We start from the raw sequence: 17,474 nt of genomic DNA on the forward strand, positions 1-17,474 counted from the left end.
TTCTTGTTCTGAGCGGACGACGAGATTCGAACTCGCGACCCTCACCTTGGCAAGGTGATGCTCTACCAACTGAGCCACGTCCGCATGCGCCGTAGCGCGGGAACCACTATACCCAACCTCGCTCACGTGCGAGACGAACTGCGGTGTGCCGGTTCTCGGCACCCAGCTTCGAGGCCGCCGACGACAGATAGTTACGGACGGTCCCCGGGGACAGCGCGGCTCGTTCGGCGATCTCCGCGATGGGCGCACCGTCCCCGGCCAGCTCCAGGACCTCTGCCTCGCGGGCCGTCAGGGGCGAGTCCCCCGCCGAGATCGCATCGGCAGCCAACTCCGGGTCCACATAGCGGTTTCCCACGTGAACGGTACGGATGATCTCGGCGAGCCGCCGGGCGCTGACGGTCTTGGGCACAAAGCCGCGCACCCCGGCCGTCAGGGCCCGCTTCAGATGCCCCGGGCGGCCATGACTGGTGACGATCATGGTCCGGCACTCCGGCAGCTCGGCCCGCAGGGCTGTGGCGACACTCACACCGTCGGCGCCCGGCATCTGCAGATCGAGCACCGCGACATCGGGCCGGTGCGCCCGGGCCATGGCGAGGGCCTCGGGTCCGGAGGCGGCCTCGGCGACGACGACCAGGTCGTCCTCGAGCGCGAGCAGGGCGGCGAGCGCACCCCGGATGAGGTGCTCGTCGTCGGCGAGCAGCACGCGCACGGGAGCGGGGTTCATCGCGGCACCTCCGCGGTCAGCCGAAACATTCCGTTGCCGGTCGGGCCGGCCTCCAGGGTGCCGCCGAGCGCCGCGAGCCGCTCGCGCAGCCCGGTCAGCCCCGAGCCGCCGCCCGCCGGGGCGCGGACCGCTCCGTCGTTCTCGACGACCAGGACCGCCGCGCCCTCCGAGACGGAGAGCCGCACCGCGCACGTGCGCGGGTCGCCGTGGCGCAGCACGTTGGTGGCTGCCTCGCGCACCACCCAGCCGAGCGCCGACTGCACCTTCGGCGGCAGCCCCTCCGCGTTCCCGGCGAAGGTGCAGTCGATGCCGGCGGCCTCCAGCACGCTGCGGGCGCCGTCGAGTTCGACCTCCAGGTCCGCCTCGCGATAGCCGCGCACCACTTCCCGTACCTCCCGCTGAGACTCCTGGGCGATCCGCTGCACCTCCACCATCTGCGCCACGGCCTCGGGCCTGCCGCGCTGGGCCAGTTGCACGGCGAGTTCGCTCTTGAGCGCGATGACGGCGAGGTTGTGGCCCAGTACGTCGTGCATGTCGCGGCCGAACCGGAGCCGCTCCTCGGCGACCGCGAGCCGGGCCTGGATCTCCTTGGCCTCCTCCTGCTGCCACATGTTGCGCAGCGACCACGCGCCGGGCCGCACCGTGAGCAGGACCAGCCCGCCCGCGGCGAGGAGTACGGGGAACAGCGAGGCCAGCGCGGCCCCCCGCAGCCCCGCGGCGGCACAGGTCCCGACCGTCAGGGCCGCGTAGACCACGCTGTGCAGGAGGAAGGTGCGCACCGGCACGAGCAGCGCGTACGGGACCATCATGGCCATCGGTACGTCGACGGCGAGCAGCAGGAGCAGCGAGTGGCCCGAGGCCGTGGTCAGCGCGACCAGGAGGGCGGTGGTCAGCGCGAGCAGGGCCAGCGGGGCCGACAGCCACCGGCGCGGGAAGTCGGCCTTGCCGAGGAAGTCGTCGTACGCGGTTCCGAGGATGCGGTTGGCGACGATGCACTGGGCGGTGTTCGCCAGGAGCAGCGCGGCGGCCAGGGCCAGCGGCAGCGGGCGGTGCGGGACGTCCGCCGCGAGCGGCAGCACGCCCCAACTCAGCAGGAAGAGCCAGAGCATGGCGTTGAGGGTGCCGCGCGAGTAGAGGTCGGTCTTCTCCAGCCGGCTGTGCGCCTGCCAGCGCTGCCGCCATCCCCGTATCCGGCCCAGCATCCGCCCGTTCCCCCTGATCAGCGCCGTGGCTCCCAGCGGAACCACCTCCGTACAGCAAACACTCCGAGGGCCGTCCAGACCAGCGCGACCGCCACCTGCCGGAGCGTGTCCGTGCCGCTCGCGGCTCCGGTCCAGCCGTCCCTGACCAGTGACACCACCGGGGACATCGGAAGCAGTTCGAGCACCGACGCCAGTCGGTCCGGCATCACTTCGAGCGGCACGATCAGGCCGGACCCGGCCAGCGAGCCGAGCAGCAGGGGCATCGTGGTGAGCCCCGCGGCCTCGGCGGTGCGGGTCACGGCCGCGGAGATCGCCGCGAGTACCACCGAAAGCAGGATCCCGAGGACCACGCCGAGCAGCACGCGCAGCGGCGAGCGCGGCAGTTCGGCGTCGAGCAGCAGCCCGCCGCACGCCGCGAGCAGCACGCACTGCGCCAGCGCGACCAGCACGATCGGCAGCGCGGCCCCGGTGAGGATCTCCGGGTCGGTCGGCTCCCCGGCGCGCAGCCGCTTCAGGACCAGCTCCTCGCGGCGTACGACGTACAGCTGGGTCAGGGTCGTGTAGACGCCGAAGAGCAGGACCAGGCCGACCGCGGCCGGGAGCAGCACCGTCCCGGCGGACAGCCCGTGCTCCGACAGTGGCATGCCCTTGACCGACTGCCGCATCGCGAAGGTCATCCCGATGGGCATCACCAGCGCCATGAACAGGGCCGTCGTGTTGCGCCCCATGAGCGTCAACTCGGCCCGTCCCAGGGCGGTCAGCCGCGTCACAGCGGTGGTGGCCGCCCTCGCCTCCGCGCCACGCACGCTCTCCCCCGTCGCGCTCATCGCGCGTCCCCCTTCACACTCTGGGCGATCTCCAGGAACGCCTCTTCCAGCGAGGCCGACCTGGCCTCCAGGGCGGTCAGTTCGACACCCTTGTCGCGGGCCCACACCAGGAGTGCGGTGGCGACCCCCTGCAGGTCACCGGTTTCAAGGCGGACCGTCCTGCCTTGCCCCTCGTGCCCGGTCACGCCCAGCTCGGCCAGCGACGGCAGATCGCCGACGAACCAGCCCTCCGGCAGCTGGAAGGAGAGCCGCGACGGCCGCGAGGCGACCACCTCGGCCATCCGCCCCTCGGTGGCGATCCGCCCCTCATGGAGGATGGCGAGCCGGTCGGCCAGCTCCTCGGCCTCCTCCAGGTAGTGCGTCGTGAGCAGCACAGTCGTGCCGTTGTCCCGGAGCCGGCGCACCAACTCCCAGGTGGCGTGTCGGCCTTCGGCGTCCAGGCCGGTGGTCGGCTCGTCCAGGAAGAGCACCTCGGGGGACCCGACGAGCGCCAACGCCAGGTCGAGCCGCCGCCGTTCACCCCCCGAGAGCTGCTTCACCCGTACGTCGCGGCGCGCACCGAGCCCGACCATCTCCAGCGCGTCGTCGACGGAGCCGGCCCCACCGGTGCACCCGGCCCACATCCGGGCTGTCTCCCGCGCTGTCAGTTCCTTCGGGAAGCCGCCCTCCTGGAGCATCACCCCGATCCGCGGCCGGACCTTCCCCCGCTCCCGGTACGGATCGTGGCCGAGCACCCGCACGGTGCCGCCGCTCGGCTCGGCCAGGCCCTCAAGGAGTTCCACCGTCGAGGTCTTACCCGCGCCGTTCGTCCCGAGCAGCGCGAAGATCTCTCCGTGTGCCACCGAGAAGTCGATTCCGTGGACGGCCTCGAAGCCGCCCGCGTACACCCGCCGCAGCCCCTTGGCCTCGATCGCTTCAGTCATGACTTCAGCGTCCCGCCGGTCCGGACCCGGCAGCAGTGCGCGCTGTCACCACTCCGTATGACAAATGTCAGGGGGCCGCGTCCGGGCATACGACTGGGGCCCCGGTCGTGATGACCGGGGCCCCAATCCTTCTTGAGCGGACGACGAGATTCGAACTCGCGACCCTCACCTTGGCAAGGTGATGCTCTACCAACTGAGCCACGTCCGCATTGCTCCCGACCGGCTTTCACCGGGCGGTGCGTTCACCACTGTACCTGATCCACATCCGTGGTCGGTAAGCGGTGCGGAGCGGGTGACAGGAATTGCACACTGCGCCTTCCCTCTGGAAGAGGGCTGTTCTGCTACTGAACTACACCCGCACGCTCCGTGAGGTCCGGCCTTCCGGCCTCGCCCCTCGGCGTGCTCCAGACTCTAGCCCACCTGCGGGGGTGCAGTGCAACTCGGTTCACCTGGGGTGGCGTTCGCCGGTCCGTCCGGCGGGGTCTTCGGCCACGTCCGGCCGCGGGCGCTCAGCTCGCCTGCTGGAACGCCTCGTAGACCCGCTTCGGGATCCGGCCACGCGCCGGCACGTCCATCTTGTTGGACTGCGCCCAGGCGCGGACGGCTGCCGGGTCGGGGGCGACGGCGGTGTGCCGGTACTCCCTGCGCGGCTTGCCCGTGTGCTTCGACTGCTTGCGGCCCGCCGCCACGTACGGGGCGAGGGCGTTGCGCAGTTTCTTTGCATTGGCGGGATTGAGGTCGATCTCGTACGACTTCCCGTCCAGGCTGAACGAAACCGTTTCCGCCGCTTCGCCGCCGTCGATGTCGTCGAAGAGCGTGACCACTACGCGCTGCGCCACGGATATCGGTCCTTTCCTGCGGTTCGCCGTATCAAGTCAGTACAGGTCAGTGCTGACATGCGGCGATACCGGTATTCCGGCTGCTGCGGGGCAATGCTGCTTTCCGCTGTATTCCTTTGTACAGCGGTCGGCGTCGCATTGTGAAGCCCAGCCAATTGCATCCGCGTGTCCTCCGCAATGGGGTGGAGTGGTTTTTCTCTGGATTTTCACATGGGGTTCTCCCGATATCTATGCGCGTAGAATTTTCGGGCGGGTACGCTGAGGGAACCGCCTTCAGCACCACACCACCGGGAGTGCCAGTGGCACGCGTCGTAGTCGACGTCATGCTCAAGCCGGAGATCCTCGACCCGCAGGGGCAGGCGGTGCAGCGCGCACTGCCCCGCCTGGGCTTCGAGGGGATCGCGGACGTACGTCAGGGAAAGCGCTTCGAACTCGAGGTGGAGGGGCCGGTCGACGACGCCGCCCTCGCCCGCATCCACGAGATGGCCGAAACGTTCCTCGCCAACACCGTCATCGAGGACTTCGTCGTAAAGGTGGAGTCGTGACCTCTCGTATCGGAGTCGTCACTTTCCCCGGGACGCTCGACGACCGGGACACGCTGCGTGCCGTCCGTATCGCGGGCGCCGAGCCGGTCTCGCTGTGGCACCGTGACAAGGACCTCAAGCAGGTCGACGCGGTGGTCCTGCCGGGCGGCTTCTCCTACGGCGACTATCTGCGGGCCGGAGCGATCTCCCGCTTCTCGCCGGTGATGGAGACGATCATCGACCAGGCGAAGGCCGGAATGCCGGTCCTCGGCATCTGCAACGGCTTCCAGGTGCTCACCGAGACGCACCTGCTGCCCGGTGCGATGCTCAGGAACAACCATCTGCACTTCATCTGCCGCGACCAGACGCTCCGCGTGGAGAACGCGGACACCGCCTGGACGGCCGACTACGAAGCGGGCCAGGAGATCTCCGTCCCGCTCAAGAACATCGACGGACGTTACGTCGCCGACGAGCGCGTCCTCGACGAGCTGGAGGCCGAGGGCCGGGTCGCGTTCCGCTACGTCGGCATGAACCCGAACGGCTCACTGCGCGACATCGCGGGCATCACCAACGCCGCCGGCAATGTCGTCGGCCTGATGCCGCACCCCGAGCACGCCGTGGAGCCGCTCATCGGGACCGGCCGCACCGACGGCCTCGGATTCTTCACCTCGATCCTGAAGAAGCTGGTCAGCCCATGAGCGACGCACGCGCGGCCGCCGGGCTGCAGATGAACACGAAAGCCGCGCCTCTGCGCCGCGCGGGCGGAGAAGCGATTGAAGGGTGCGCAGCCTCATGACTCTCGACACCGTCAAGCACGCGAGCGACACCCCCGACGTCGAGCAGCCCTGGAAGGATCTCGGACTCAAGCAGGACGAGTACGAGCGCATCCGCGAGATCCTCGGCCGCCGCCCGACCGGCGCCGAGCTCGCCATGTACTCCGTCATGTGGTCCGAGCACTGCTCGTACAAGAGCAGCAAGGTCCATCTGAAGCAGTTCGGCGAGAAGGCCCCCGAGAACGACGCCCTGCTCGTCGGCATCGGCGAGAACGCGGGCGTCGTGGACGTCGGCCAGGGGTACGCGGTCACCTTCAAGGTCGAGTCGCACAATCACCCCAGCTACATCGAGCCCTACCAGGGCGCGGCCACCGGCGTCGGCGGCATCGTCCGCGACATCCTGGCGATGGGCGCCCGTCCGGTCGCCGTCATGGACCCGCTGCGCTTCGGCGCCGCCGACCACCCCGACACCAAGCGTGTCCTGCCGGGTGTCGTCGCGGGCATCGGTGGCTACGGCAACTGCCTGGGCCTGCCGAACATCGGCGGCGAGGTCGTCTTCGACTCCTGCTACCAGGGCAACCCGCTGGTCAACGCGCTGTGCGTGGGTGTCATGAAGCACGAGGACATCCACCTCGCTAAGGCGTCCGGCGCCGGCAACAAGGTGATCCTTTACGGCGCCCGCACCGGTGGCGACGGCATCGGCGGTGTCTCGGTGCTCGCCTCGGAGACCTTCGAGTCGACCGGCCCGGCCAAGCGCCCCGCCGTCCAGGTCGGCGACCCCTTCCAGGAGAAGCTCCTCATCGAGTGCACCCTGGAGATCTTCAAGGAGAAGCTGGTCGCCGGCATCCAGGACCTCGGCGGCGCCGGACTCTCCTGCGCCACGAGTGAGCTGGCGAGCGCCGGCTCCGGCGGTATGCGGGTCGAGCTCGACACCGTGCCGCTGCGCGACGCGACCCTCTCGCCCGAGGAGATCCTCATGAGCGAGTCGCAGGAGCGCATGTGCGCGATCGTCGAGCCGCGGTACGTCGACCGCTTCATGGAGATCTGCGAGAAGTGGGACGTCATCGCCACCGTCATCGGTGAGGTGACGGACGGCGAGCGCCTGGAGATCTTCTGGCACGGCGAGCAGATCGTGGACGTGCCGCCGCGGACCGTCGCGCACGAGGGCCCGGTGTACCAGCGTCCGTACGCGCGCCCCGAGTGGCAGGACGCGCTGCAGGCCGACGACGCGGGTGCGCTGCCACGCCCGGCGACCTCCGAGGAACTGCGTGAGCAGGTCCTGAAGCTCGTCGCCTCGCCGAACCAGGCCTCGAAGGCATGGATCACGGACCAGTACGACCGTTTCGTGCAGGGCAACACCGTCCTCTCCCAGCCCGAGGACTCGGGCATGGTGCGGATCGACCCCGAAACCAACCTCGGTGTCGCGGTCGCCACGGACGGCAACGGCCGGTACGCCAAGCTCGACCCGTACACGGGTGCGCAGCTCGCGCTGGCGGAGGCGTACCGCAATGTCGCCGCGTCGGGCGCGAAGCCGCTCGCGATCTCGGACTGCCTGAACTTCGGCTCGCCCGAGGACCCGGCCGTCATGTGGCAGTTCGCCGAGGCCACCCGTGGTCTCGCGGACGGCTGCCTGCAGCTCGGCACGCCGGTGACCGGTGGCAATGTCTCGCTCTACAACCAGACGGGCGAGACGGCGATCCACCCGACCCCGGTCGTGGCGGTGCTCGGTGTGATCGACGACGTCACGCGCCGTACGCCGATCGCCTTCAAGGAAGAGGGCCAGCTCCTCTATCTGCTGGGCGAGACGCGCGAGGAGTTCGGCGGCTCAGCGTGGTCCCAGGTGGTTCACGACCACCTCGGCGGTCTGCCGCCGAAGGTCGACCTGGACCGGGAGAAGCTGCTCGCCGAGATCCTGATCTCGGCCTCCCGCGACGGCATGATCGACGCGGCGCACGACCTGTCGGACGGCGGTCTGATCCAGGCGGTCACCGAGTCGTGTCTGCGCGGCGGCAAGGGCGCGCGGCTGGTCGTCCCGGACGGTCTTGACGCGTTCACCTTCCTGTTCAGCGAGTCGGCGGGCCGTGCGGTCGTCGCCGTCCCGCGCAGCGAGGAGCTCCGTTTCACCGACATGTGCGGTGCGCGGGGTCTGCCCGCCACGCGGATCGGTGTGGTCGACGGGGACGCGGTGGAGGTGCAGGGCGAGTTCGGCATCGAGCTGAGCGAGCTGCGTACCGCGCATGAGGAGACCATTCCGGCTCTGCTCGTCTGAGCGACCCAGGACAGCAACCCCCGTCCGGACGGACCGTCGCCCGGGCGGGGGCTTTGTCGTCCCGCTCGTCTACTCCGGCATGCCCCAGAAGGCGTCCAACTCGTCGATGTCCTGAACGCACTCGTCGATGTCGGACATCTTGCCGCCGACGATGGTGAACCACAGGCCGCCCCGGAGCTCGATCCCGCGGTCCCCACGCTCGGCGAAGATCTTGTGGACGGACATGGCATGCCCGCGCCCGTCCGGGAAGACACCGTCGAGCTCGACGCGCAGGCTGCCGCCGGAGAGCTCCCCGAGCCGGCCGTACAGGGCCAGGACGTTGTCCCGGCCCTTGTGGTGCCCGGAGATCCGGCTGCTCCCGGGCATGTGATGGATGCAGTCCGACGTCATCAGGGAGCCCAGGGTGTCCATGTCGCCTTTGTTGAACGCCTCGTAACCCCGGCGGACCAGGGCGCTGTCGGGGTGTTCTGTCATGACTGATTCACACCTCTCGTGCCTGTGTTTCCGCTGTTCGCGCTGCTTCTCATCTTCCGCCGGGTCCCGGACCCCTGCCACGTGGAAGCGATTAACCTCGGCTCATGCCTCCGGCCAAGAAGCGCACCCGCAGCTACGACTCCGCCAAGATCCGCGCCGCCGTGCTCGCTCAGTTCGGGCATGTACGGGAGGCGGTGGGGACGTTGACTCCCGAGCAGCTCGCCCTGCCGACCCGGCTGGGTCCGTGGACCGTCCGCGAGCTGGCCGCACACTTCACCTTGGCCGTGCACGCCGTGGTCCGGGGCCTGGAACAGCCGGAGCCGGCCACGCTGGAAGTCGCGCTGATGGACTGGCCGTTCACGACGGCCGAGCGAGCCGGCTCGATCGACGACGACACCCGCGCGATCGCCGACGGGGCCGAGGACCTCGACGCGCTGTACGAGCGGACGGCCGCGGCCGTCACCGACGCGCTGTCCCAAGCATCCGACGACCGGCTGATCCAGACCCGTATGGGCGCGATGCGGCTCGGCGACTACCTGGTCACGCGCACTGTCGAACTCATCGTCCACACCGACGACTTGAACGTCGCGGCCGGCCTCGACGTCCCGTACGAGCGGCAGGCACTCGCCGCCTGTGTGCGCCTGCTCGCGGACACACTCGCCGTGAAGGCGCCGGGCAGATCGGTGGAGGTGCGGATTCCGCCGTACGCCGTGATCCAGTGCGTCGAAGGGCCCCGGCACACACGCGGCACTCCGCCCAATGTCGTCGAGACCGACCCGCTGACCTGGATCCGTCTCGCGACGGGGCGTACGGAGTGGAGCGAGGCGCTGGACGAGGTCAAGATCAGTGCCAGTGGTGAGCGGTCCGACATTTCGGCGCTGTTGCCGTTGATGGGCTGACGGCCACGGCGGTCCGGTGGTCCGGTGGTCCGGCGGTCCGGCGGTCCGGGGGAACCGGAGTCCCACCCGCCCCGTCACACCGACATGCGTACTCAGCTGATCGTTCCCGCCGCGGTCGCCCTGACCGCCGTCCTCACGCTCACCGCCTGCGGCACGGAGACGGTCTCCGGCAAGGGCGCCGGTGACAACGCGGGGGGCTCCGTACAGCAGGCGTCGCGCGTGACCGGCGTGCACTGGACCGTCGACAGCGTGACCGTCGGCGGGAAGCGGACGGCGGCCCCGGCCGGTGCCCATGTCGAGTTCGACACCAAGGGCGGGCAGAAGGGGCGGGCCACGGGCAACTACGGCTGCAACCACTTCGGCGCCGACGTCACCATCGAGGGCGACACGATCACGGTCGTGCCGGGCGAGATGACCGAGATGGGCTGCCCGAAGGAGACCGAGGGCTTCGAGTCAGCCCTGAGCGCGGCCTTCTCCGGCAAGCTCAAGGCGAAGCTGTCGGACAAGAACCTCACACTGACCACCGCGAAGGGTGACTCCATAGCCATGACCGCGCAGGCCGAGGCGCCGCTCGTCGGCACCAAGTGGAATGTCACGTCCCTGCTCACGGGCGAGACCGCGTCCTCCGTGCCGGCCGGCACGGAGGACAAGGCGTATCTGGTCTTCGGCAAGGACGGTTCCGTACACGGCAGCCTCGGCTGCAACACCTTCCACGCCGACGCGAAGGTGTCCGGGCAGACGATCACCTTCGGCCGCCTGGCCGGCACCCGCAGGATGTGCCCGGGTCCCGAGATGACGGTGGAGCAGGCGGTGACCGAGGTCCTGCGCGGCAAGGTGACGTACGAGCTGAGGCACCGCGGCCTGTCCCTCACCGCGGAGAGCGGCAAGGGACTGGCGGCGACGGCGGCCTGATCAGCTACGTGCCGGGACGCGCCGAGCACGCGCACGGGCACGGGTCAGGGATGCGCCGAGCACGCGCACGGGCACGGGTCAGGGATGCGCCGAGCACGCGCACGGGCACGGGTCAGGTACGCGTCAGTTACGTGCGGCGTTGCGCGCGAGGGCGCGTGAACCTGTCAACGAGCGTCCCGGGGTCCGGACGGCCGCATCGGCGGCGCGGAGAGTGATGTGCGGCACGCGTCCACGCGCCGCTACTCGCCCGTACGACCCGCCAAAGGCTTTATTCCGCGGCTTTTGTACGAACATCCGACCCCGTCAACCCCGGCCTCGGCTCCGTCCCCAATTCGGACCAGTGGTCGATCTCGCCTACACTCGGAGCCGTGCCACGTGGTGACGGACGACTCAACCACGACCTGCTCCCCGGCGAAAAGGGCCCCCAGGACGCTTGCGGCGTCTTCGGTGTCTGGGCTCCGGGCGAAGAGGTCGCAAAGCTCACGTACTTCGGGCTCTATGCCCTCCAACACCGGGGCCAGGAATCCGCGGGTATCGCGGTCAGCAACGGCTCCCAGATCCTCGTCTTCAAGGACATGGGCCTCGTGTCCCAGGTCTTCGACGAGACCTCCCTCGGTTCCCTCAAGGGTCATATCGCGGTCGGTCACGCCCGCTACTCGACCACCGGAGCCTCCGTGTGGGAGAACGCGCAGCCGACCTTCCGGGCCACCGCCCACGGATCGATCGCGCTCGGCCACAACGGCAACCTGGTCAACACGGCCCAGCTCGCCGAAATGGTCGCCGACCTGCCCCGCAAGGACGGCCGCGCCACTCAGGTCGCCGCCACCAACGACACCGACCTCGTCACCGCCCTGCTCGCCGGGCAGATGGACGACGACGGCAAGCCGCTGACCATCGAGGAAGCGGCCGCCAAGGTCCTGCCCGAGGTCAAGGGCGCCTTCTCGCTCGTCTTCATGGACGAGCACACGCTGTACGCCGCCCGCGACCCGCAGGGCATCCGCCCCCTGGTCCTCGGCCGGCTGGAGCGCGGCTGGGTGGTCGCCTCCGAGAGCGCCGCCCTCGACATCTGCGGCGCGAGCTTCGTCCGCGAGATCGAGCCGGGCGAGCTCATCGCGATCGACGAGAACGGACTCCGCACCTCCCGCTTCGCAGACGCGAAGCCCAAGGGCTGTGTCTTCGAGTACGTCTACCTCGCCCGCCCCGACACCGACATCGCCGGCCGGAACGTCTATCTCTCCCGGGTGGAGATGGGCCGCAGGCTCGCGAAGGAAGCGCCCGCCGAGGCCGACCTCGTCATAGCGACACCGGAGTCCGGCACCCCGGCCGCCATCGGCTACGCGGAGGCCTCCGGGATTCCGTACGGCGCGGGACTGGTCAAGAACGCCTATGTGGGCCGGACCTTCATCCAGCCCTCGCAGACCATCCGGCAGCTCGGCATCCGCCTCAAGCTGAACCCGCTCAAGGAAGTCATCAAGGGCAAGCGCCTGGTGGTCGTGGACGACTCGATCGTCCGCGGCAACACTCAGCGCGCGCTGGTCCGGATGCTCCGCGAGGCCGGCGCCGCCGAGGTCCACATCCGGATCTCGTCCCCGCCGGTCAAGTGGCCCTGCTTCTTCGGTATCGACTTCGCGACCCGCGCCGAGCTCATCGCCAACGGCATGACCATCGAAGAGATCGGCACCTCGCTGGGCGCCGACTCGCTCTCGTACATCTCCATCGACGGCATGATCGAGGCGACCACCATCGCCAAGCCGAACCTGTGCCGCGCCTGCTTCGACGGCGAGTACCCGATGGAGCTGCCCGACCCCGAGCTGCTGGGCAAGCAGCTTCTGGAGACCGAGCTGGCGGGCGGCGCCGATGCCGCCGACGCCCTCCGTCGTCCGTAATCAAGCCCCGTCATTCCAACCGAAAGATCCCAGGCAATGTCTGAGACAGGTGCTTCCTACGCGGCCGCGGGCGTCGACATCGAGGCGGGCGACCGCGCCGTCGAGCTGATGAAGGAGTGGGTGAAGAAGACGCAGCGCGCTGAAGTCGCGGGCCTCGGCGGCCTCGGCGGCTTCGCCGGCCTCTTCGACGCCTCCGCCCTCAAGCGCTACGAGCGCCCGCTGCTCGCCTCCGCCACGGACGGCGTCGGCACGAAGGTCGATCTCGCCCGCCAGATGGGCGTCTACGACACGATCGGCCATGACCTCGTCGCGATGGTCATGGACGACATCGTCGTCTGCGGCGCCGAGCCGCTCTTCATGACCGACTACATCTGCGTCGGCAAGGTCCACCCGGAGCGCGTCGCCGCCATCGTCAAGGGCATCGCCGAGGGCTGTGTGCTCGCCGGCACGGCCCTCGTCGGCGGCGAGACCGCCGAGCACCCCGGCCTGCTGGGTCCGGACGACTTCGACGTCGCTGGCGCCGGTACGGGCGTCGTGGAGGCCGACCGGCTGCTGGGCGCGGATCGTATCCGTACGGGGGACGCGGTCATCGCCATGGCGTCCTCCGGCCTTCACTCGAACGGGTACTCGCTCGTTCGCCACGTGGTCTTCGACCGGGCCGGCTGGGCGCTGGACCGGGACGTCCCGGAGTTCGGCCGCACCCTCGGCGAGGAGCTGCTGGAGCCCACCAAGATCTACTCGCTGGACTGCCTGGCGCTGACCCGGACCACCGAGGTGCACGCCTTCAGCCACGTCACCGGCGGCGGGCTCGCGGCGAACCTGGCCCGCGTCGTCCCCGACAGCCTGCACGCGGTGGTCGACCGGTCCACGTGGGCCCCGGGCGCGGTCTTCGACCTCGTCGGGAAGGCCGGCCAGGTCGAGCAGCTGGAGCTGGAGAAGACCCTCAACATGGGCGTCGGCATGATCGCCGTCGTGCCGTCCGAGTCGGTCGACGTGGCGCTGACGACCCTCGCGGACCGTGGCGTCGACGCCTGGGTCGCAGGCGAGATCACCGAGCGCGGTGAGCACACCACGGGCGCGGCCCTGGTGAACACGTACGCGAACTGAGAGCGGTCGCGAGCTGAACAGCACAGAACCCGGTCCGAGGCCTGAGCCCCGGACCGGGTCTGAAGTGAGCAGATGCAGGCGTCAAGCGCCGCGACGCTGCGACGACGGATCGGACTCGTCGTCCTCTTCCTCGTCGTCGTTGTACATATCCGCGTAGCGGGCGTACGGGTCGTCTTCCTCGTCGTCGTCCTCGAACGGCTCGCCGTTCGGCGGCTGACTCGAAATCGGACTCGAAGTCGATGCGCCCAGCTCGTTGGCCAGACGCGACAGGTCAGTCCCGCCGCTGTTGTACTTCAGCTGGCGGGCGACCTTCGTCTGCTTGGCCTTGGCCCGGCCGCGCCCCATGGCTCGACCCCCTCGGTGACGGGGCTCGACGGCCCCAGAGTCTTGACACGCGTTCATGGTTCGGAGCGGGCTCTCCTTGGAGAGACCGTGTCCGTAGGGCTTCAACGGTACCTGCTTCCGCGGCCATACGGTACGCCGCCCGCATCACGTGCCACCTCGCAGGACCGGCAAGGCGCCCCGTCCTCGCTGGTCAACCGCGATTTTAACCTCTTCTTGGCGGGCGGCTCGCCGACCGGCGTGAGTCTTGTCTCCCCGGTCGGCGATGACCACCCGAGAGGCGTTATCGGTGACGCGCCTCCGCCATGCGCTGCTCGGCGATACGGTCCGCCGCCGCGGCCGGCGGAATGCCGTCCGCGTTCGCACGTGCGAATATTGCCAGCGTGGTGTCGAAGATCTTCGACGCCTTCGCCTTGCACCGGTCGAAGTCGAAGCCGTGCAGCTCGTCGGCGACCTGGATCACCCCGCCGGCGTTCACGACGTAGTCGGGAGCGTAGAGGATGTGGCGGTCGGCGAGGTCCTTCTCGACGCCCGGGTGCGCGAGCTGGTTGTTGGCCGCGCCGCACACCACCTTGGCGGTCAGTACGGGCACGCTCTCGTCGTTCAGCGCACCGCCGAGCGCGCACGGCGCGTAGATGTCCAGGCCCTCTGTACGGATCAGCGCATCCGTATCCGCGACCACGGTGACCTGCGGGAACTTATCGGTGATCCGGCGCACCGACTCCTCGCGGACGTCCGTGATGACGACCTCGGCGCCGTCCTGGAGCAGATGCTCGACCAGGTAGTGCCCGACCTTGCCGACGCCCGCGACACCGACCTTGCGGCCGCGCAGCGTGGGGTCGCCCCACGCGTGCTGGGCGGAGGCCCGCATGCCCTGGAAGACGCCGTACGCGGTGAGGACCGACGAGTCGCCGGCGCCGCCGTTCTCGGGAGAGCGTCCGGTGGTCCACCGGCACTCGCGCGCCACCACGTCCATGTCGGCGACATACGTGCCGACGTCGCAGGCCGTGACGTACCGGCCGCCGAGCGAGGCCACGAAGCGGCCGTACGCCAGCAGCAGGTCCTCCGTCTTGATCCGCTCCGGGTCTCCGATGATCACGGCCTTGCCGCCGCCGTGGTCGAGACCGGCCATGGCGTTCTTGTACGACATCCCCCGGGAGAGGTTCAGCGCGTCGGCGACGGCGGCTTCCTCGGAGGCGTACGGGTAGAAGCGGGTGCCGCCGAGGGCCGGGCCCAGGGCGGTCGAGTGGATGGCGATGACGGCCTTCAGGCCTGTGGCACGGTCCTGGCACAGCACGACTTGCTCATGTCCGCCCTGGTCCGAGTGGAACAGGGTGTGCAGGACGCCGTCAGTCACATCGGTCACGGTGGTGACTCCCAAGTACGAAGCGGCGATTGGGGGGCCCTCCTGCGGGTGGGGAGGGACCTGATGGGCAAGAGAGTAAGTCCTACGCGGGGGTAGATCGGCCGCAGTGCTCAGGATCACCCCCTCCCGGAGTACGCGCATGGAAGGATTCGGGGCATGACGGCCGTCACCTCTGTGTTCGTCCCGTACGCGTCCTATCTGCGCGTGTACGAGCCACTGGCGGCTTTCCCCGAGCCGGAGCGCGGCCACTGGGCCCGCTACGCCCGGCGCGATCGCACCCCCACCGCCCAGGACGAACTCCGACGTTCGCTGGTGGACTTGCTGCCCACGCCGCCCGTGCCGGTGCCGGTCCACGAGAGCGCCGACGCCTTCGTCACGGAGGTCGACGGGGTGGTCTGCGTCTGCCCCTGGCGCACGCGGCTGCGGGGCTGGCTGGCCCTGGAGGAGCTGGCGGAGCTGCTTCCGTCACCGGTGCTGGACGCGGTGCTGCCACCGGTGGTGCGCGGGCAGGCGGCCGCGGACTACGAGGCCTGGCGCGACCGGAACCCGGACGCGCGGCCGTGGATCAGGACGGCGGTGTGGCAGGTGCCGGTGCGCTGGTTCACCCTCTTCGCGGACGACGAGCGCGAGTACGACCCGGGGGAGGTGCCCGGCGAGCCGCCCGTGCTGCGCTACCGGACGCCGATGGTGCAGGCCAGGCGCAGGCTGGCGCGTGCACTGAAAACGCTGAGGGAGTCGGTCGACGAGGGCCCGCTGGTGGAGGGCCTGGTAGATGTGGGGCGGTGGCTGGAGGAATTCCACCCGCGCTCACTGGTCGAGCTCGACTACGGCGGTCTCGTCCACACCCTGTCTCCGGCGCAGCTCGCCGAGGACCACTCGGCGGCGGATGTGGCCGAGGGGATCGCGGCGCTTCGGGCCGGCGACGGCGAGGCTGTCGGCGAGGCGTACGGGCGGCTGATGGAGCGTTGGCGCGCGGTCCGGGACCGGCAGTTCGCGAACTGACGCCGCCGTGGCCGGGGGCCGAACAGGGCGCGTCCGGGACGTAGGTACCTATCCGGGCCTTTGGCTCAAGCGTGACGGACAGCACTAAGCAGCGTCTTGCGCCCATCGCCCGCCCTCGTGCCAAAATAGGACAAGGAGTCCGGGGAGGGTTCCTTCCGCCTACCTAAGGGCGGAAATCTCGGCATTGCACTCTATGGGGGGTCTGAGGACTCCTGATCGCTCTGTGACTGATCGTCACTGTGACGTGACTGTCCGTTATGGCATGGTCCATCGGCTTCCGCCGCGGATGAACACCTGAGAGGGCAATTCCATCGGTTTGGCCGACGTGGCTGGACAGATGGTGTAGTTGTAGTGCCGAGGACAAGCCGTTCGTCCTATAACCGACTCGGCCCGCGTCCGCCATTTCGGGCAACGTGGGTCAAGGTGCAGAATTTAGAGGAAAGAACCGAGAAGGTTCGGTTCTCCCGAGGAGGCCGCTCATGACCGCTCGCACCCCTGATGCCGAGCCGCTGCTGACCCCGGCTGAGGTTGCCACGATGTTCCGCGTGGACCCGAAGACGGTCACCCGTTGGGCCAAGGCAGGCAAGCTCACGTCCATCCGCACGCTCGGAGGACACCGCCGGTACCGCGAGGCAGAGGTCCGCGCACTGCTTGCGGGTATTCCGCAGCAGCGCAGCGAGGCCTGACACCCCCGATTAAGGGCATCGCCGGACCCCCAATCCGGCAGCCCAACAGAGAGCTCGACACGGCGGGCGCCTGCCCCAACAGGATTCGTCGTCGATCGCGCTGGACTCCGCCGGGTCCAGCGCGATCTTTTTTGCCCCGGGAAGTGGTGCCGGCGGACCCTTCGGGGCTGCTCAGAGGGGGGTGCGGGAAGGGCGTGAGGGGAGTGCAATTGCACGCATTAAATTGTTTGGTTGTAGGGAGGGTGTAAGTTCACCCGTTTCCGAAACTCGTGCGGTGACTCCCGTCACACGACTGCAGTCTTGCCAATTCGAGCCTGCCACTGAGAAAGGGCCGGCGGTGCGGCAAAGGTCACGGATGGCCGGGACCTTCGCCCTTGGTGACCGTCCGCTGCTCCGGCTCCGCGGGGACGGTCTCGGTCGGGACGGTCTCCGGCAGGACAGCCTCGGACAGGAGCATCTCGCAGGAGACGGCCTCGGAGGGGTCCATCGCGAGGCGCAGCAGCCGATGGCACACCGGACAGTGCCGGGTGAGGTGCCGATAGCCGGAGACGGCCGCCAGATGGGCGCGCAGCAGCGCCCGGGTCTCATGCCTCGCTGTGGATGCCGCCATGCGCCACCTCCGCGGTCGGGGGCCCCGTAACCCCTGTCATGACTGGGTACCGGCGGCACATGACTCCAGTCAATACGTCAGAAGGCCCGCACCATCCGGTGCGGGCCTG

General features: G+C 69.4%; 18 protein-coding genes and 3 tRNA genes. 9 read left to right on the plus strand and 12 right to left on the minus strand.

The window, feature by feature from the left end; all coding sequences use genetic code 11:
* Window positions 1-11: 11 nt before the first annotated feature.
* The 8 genes from ACWGI8_RS15725 to ACWGI8_RS15760 all read right to left on the minus strand — a co-directional run bounded on the left by ACWGI8_RS15725 (window position 12) and on the right by ACWGI8_RS15760 (window position 4,515).
* Window positions 12-84, minus strand: a tRNA-Gly gene (locus tag ACWGI8_RS15725).
* 22 nt (window positions 85-106) lie between these two features.
* Complete coding sequence (locus ACWGI8_RS15730) at window positions 107-724, minus strand: response regulator (RefSeq protein ID WP_453661269.1); 618 nt, start codon at window positions 722-724, stop codon at window positions 107-109.
* On the minus strand, window positions 721-1,971 hold the full coding sequence (locus ACWGI8_RS15735) for a sensor histidine kinase (protein WP_453661271.1): 1,251 nt from the start codon (window positions 1,969-1,971) through the stop codon (window positions 721-723). Before ACWGI8_RS15735 ends, ACWGI8_RS15730 begins: the two co-directional genes overlap by 4 nt.
* On the minus strand, window positions 1,944-2,753 hold the full coding sequence (locus tag ACWGI8_RS15740) for an ABC transporter permease (protein ID WP_453661272.1): 810 nt from the start codon (window positions 2,751-2,753) through the stop codon (window positions 1,944-1,946). Before ACWGI8_RS15740 ends, ACWGI8_RS15735 begins: the two co-directional genes overlap by 28 nt.
* A complete protein-coding gene (locus ACWGI8_RS15745; RefSeq protein WP_453661274.1) occupies window positions 2,750-3,676 on the minus strand; it encodes an ABC transporter ATP-binding protein in 927 nt (308 codons plus the stop codon). The genes ACWGI8_RS15740 and ACWGI8_RS15745 overlap by 4 nt, the downstream gene beginning before the upstream one ends.
* 135 nt (window positions 3,677-3,811) lie before the next feature.
* Window positions 3,812-3,884: transfer RNA gene (locus tag ACWGI8_RS15750), tRNA-Gly, on the minus strand.
* Window positions 3,885-3,963: 79 nt separating this feature from the next.
* Window positions 3,964-4,035: transfer RNA gene (locus tag ACWGI8_RS15755), tRNA-Gly, on the minus strand.
* Between the two features lie 150 nt (window positions 4,036-4,185).
* A complete protein-coding gene (locus ACWGI8_RS15760; RefSeq protein WP_453661276.1) occupies window positions 4,186-4,515 on the minus strand; it encodes a histone-like nucleoid-structuring protein Lsr2 in 330 nt (109 codons plus the stop codon).
* Between the two features lie 299 nt (window positions 4,516-4,814).
* Here ACWGI8_RS15760 and purS point away from each other — a divergent pair, with 299 nt between their 5' ends.
* The 3 genes from purS (at window position 4,815) to purL (ending at window position 8,081) form a co-directional block, all read left to right on the plus strand.
* Window positions 4,815-5,060 carry a phosphoribosylformylglycinamidine synthase subunit PurS gene (purS, locus tag ACWGI8_RS15765; RefSeq protein ID WP_266379892.1) on the plus strand — a complete coding sequence of 82 codons (246 nt, stop codon included), beginning with the start codon at window positions 4,815-4,817 and terminating at the stop codon, window positions 5,058-5,060.
* Entirely contained in the window at window positions 5,057-5,737 is a 681-nt protein-coding gene (gene purQ / locus ACWGI8_RS15770) for a phosphoribosylformylglycinamidine synthase subunit PurQ (protein ID WP_453661278.1), read from the plus strand. The genes purS and purQ overlap by 4 nt, the downstream gene beginning before the upstream one ends.
* 94 nt (window positions 5,738-5,831) lie before the next feature.
* Window positions 5,832-8,081 (plus strand): phosphoribosylformylglycinamidine synthase subunit PurL, encoded by a 2,250-nt coding sequence (purL, locus tag ACWGI8_RS15775; protein WP_453661279.1) that lies wholly within the window; start codon window positions 5,832-5,834, stop codon window positions 8,079-8,081.
* A 69-nt stretch (window positions 8,082-8,150) separates the two neighbouring features.
* Here the strand turns inward: purL and ACWGI8_RS15780 are convergent, their stop codons facing one another.
* Entirely contained in the window at window positions 8,151-8,555 is a 405-nt protein-coding gene (locus ACWGI8_RS15780; protein ID WP_453661281.1) for a nuclear transport factor 2 family protein, read from the minus strand.
* Between the two features lie 104 nt (window positions 8,556-8,659).
* Between ACWGI8_RS15780 and ACWGI8_RS15785 the strand changes: the two genes are divergently transcribed.
* From ACWGI8_RS15785 to purM, 4 genes are all read left to right on the plus strand, one after another.
* Window positions 8,660-9,454, plus strand: a complete 795-nt coding sequence (locus ACWGI8_RS15785; protein ID WP_453661283.1) for a sterol carrier family protein — start codon at window positions 8,660-8,662, stop codon at window positions 9,452-9,454.
* Between the two features lie 84 nt (window positions 9,455-9,538).
* Window positions 9,539-10,366, plus strand: a complete 828-nt coding sequence (locus tag ACWGI8_RS15790) for an META domain-containing protein (protein WP_453661285.1) — start codon at window positions 9,539-9,541, stop codon at window positions 10,364-10,366.
* A gap of 368 nt (window positions 10,367-10,734) precedes the next feature.
* Window positions 10,735-12,252: an amidophosphoribosyltransferase gene (gene purF, locus ACWGI8_RS15795; protein ID WP_453661287.1), complete on the plus strand. Its 1,518-nt coding sequence runs from the start codon at window positions 10,735-10,737 to the stop codon at window positions 12,250-12,252.
* Window positions 12,253-12,288: 36 nt separating this feature from the next.
* Entirely contained in the window at window positions 12,289-13,359 is a 1,071-nt protein-coding gene (purM, locus tag ACWGI8_RS15800; RefSeq protein ID WP_453661288.1) for a phosphoribosylformylglycinamidine cyclo-ligase, read from the plus strand.
* An 81-nt stretch (window positions 13,360-13,440) separates the two neighbouring features.
* Here the strand turns inward: purM and ACWGI8_RS15805 are convergent, their stop codons facing one another.
* Window positions 13,441-13,704: a DUF3073 domain-containing protein gene (locus tag ACWGI8_RS15805; RefSeq protein WP_453661290.1), complete on the minus strand. Its 264-nt coding sequence runs from the start codon at window positions 13,702-13,704 to the stop codon at window positions 13,441-13,443.
* 280 nt (window positions 13,705-13,984) lie between these two features.
* Window positions 13,985-15,067: a Leu/Phe/Val dehydrogenase gene (locus ACWGI8_RS15810; RefSeq protein WP_453661292.1), complete on the minus strand. Its 1,083-nt coding sequence runs from the start codon at window positions 15,065-15,067 to the stop codon at window positions 13,985-13,987.
* A gap of 156 nt (window positions 15,068-15,223) precedes the next feature.
* Between ACWGI8_RS15810 and ACWGI8_RS15815 the strand changes: the two genes are divergently transcribed.
* Window positions 15,224-16,069, plus strand: a complete 846-nt coding sequence (locus ACWGI8_RS15815) for a hypothetical protein (RefSeq protein WP_453661294.1) — start codon at window positions 15,224-15,226, stop codon at window positions 16,067-16,069.
* A gap of 479 nt (window positions 16,070-16,548) precedes the next feature.
* The gene (bldC, locus tag ACWGI8_RS15820; RefSeq protein WP_003949541.1) at window positions 16,549-16,755 is read left to right on the plus strand and encodes a developmental transcriptional regulator BldC; all 207 of its coding nucleotides are present in this window, start codon (window positions 16,549-16,551) and stop codon (window positions 16,753-16,755) included.
* Window positions 16,756-17,104: 349 nt separating this feature from the next.
* On the opposite strand, the gene ACWGI8_RS15825 is transcribed toward bldC, so the two are convergent.
* Window positions 17,105-17,365 carry a DUF6274 family protein gene (locus ACWGI8_RS15825; protein WP_453661295.1) on the minus strand — a complete coding sequence of 87 codons (261 nt, stop codon included), beginning with the start codon at window positions 17,363-17,365 and terminating at the stop codon, window positions 17,105-17,107.
* Between the last annotated feature and the right edge of the window lie 109 nt (window positions 17,366-17,474).

The organism is Streptomyces sp. NPDC054841 (assembly GCF_053611045.1).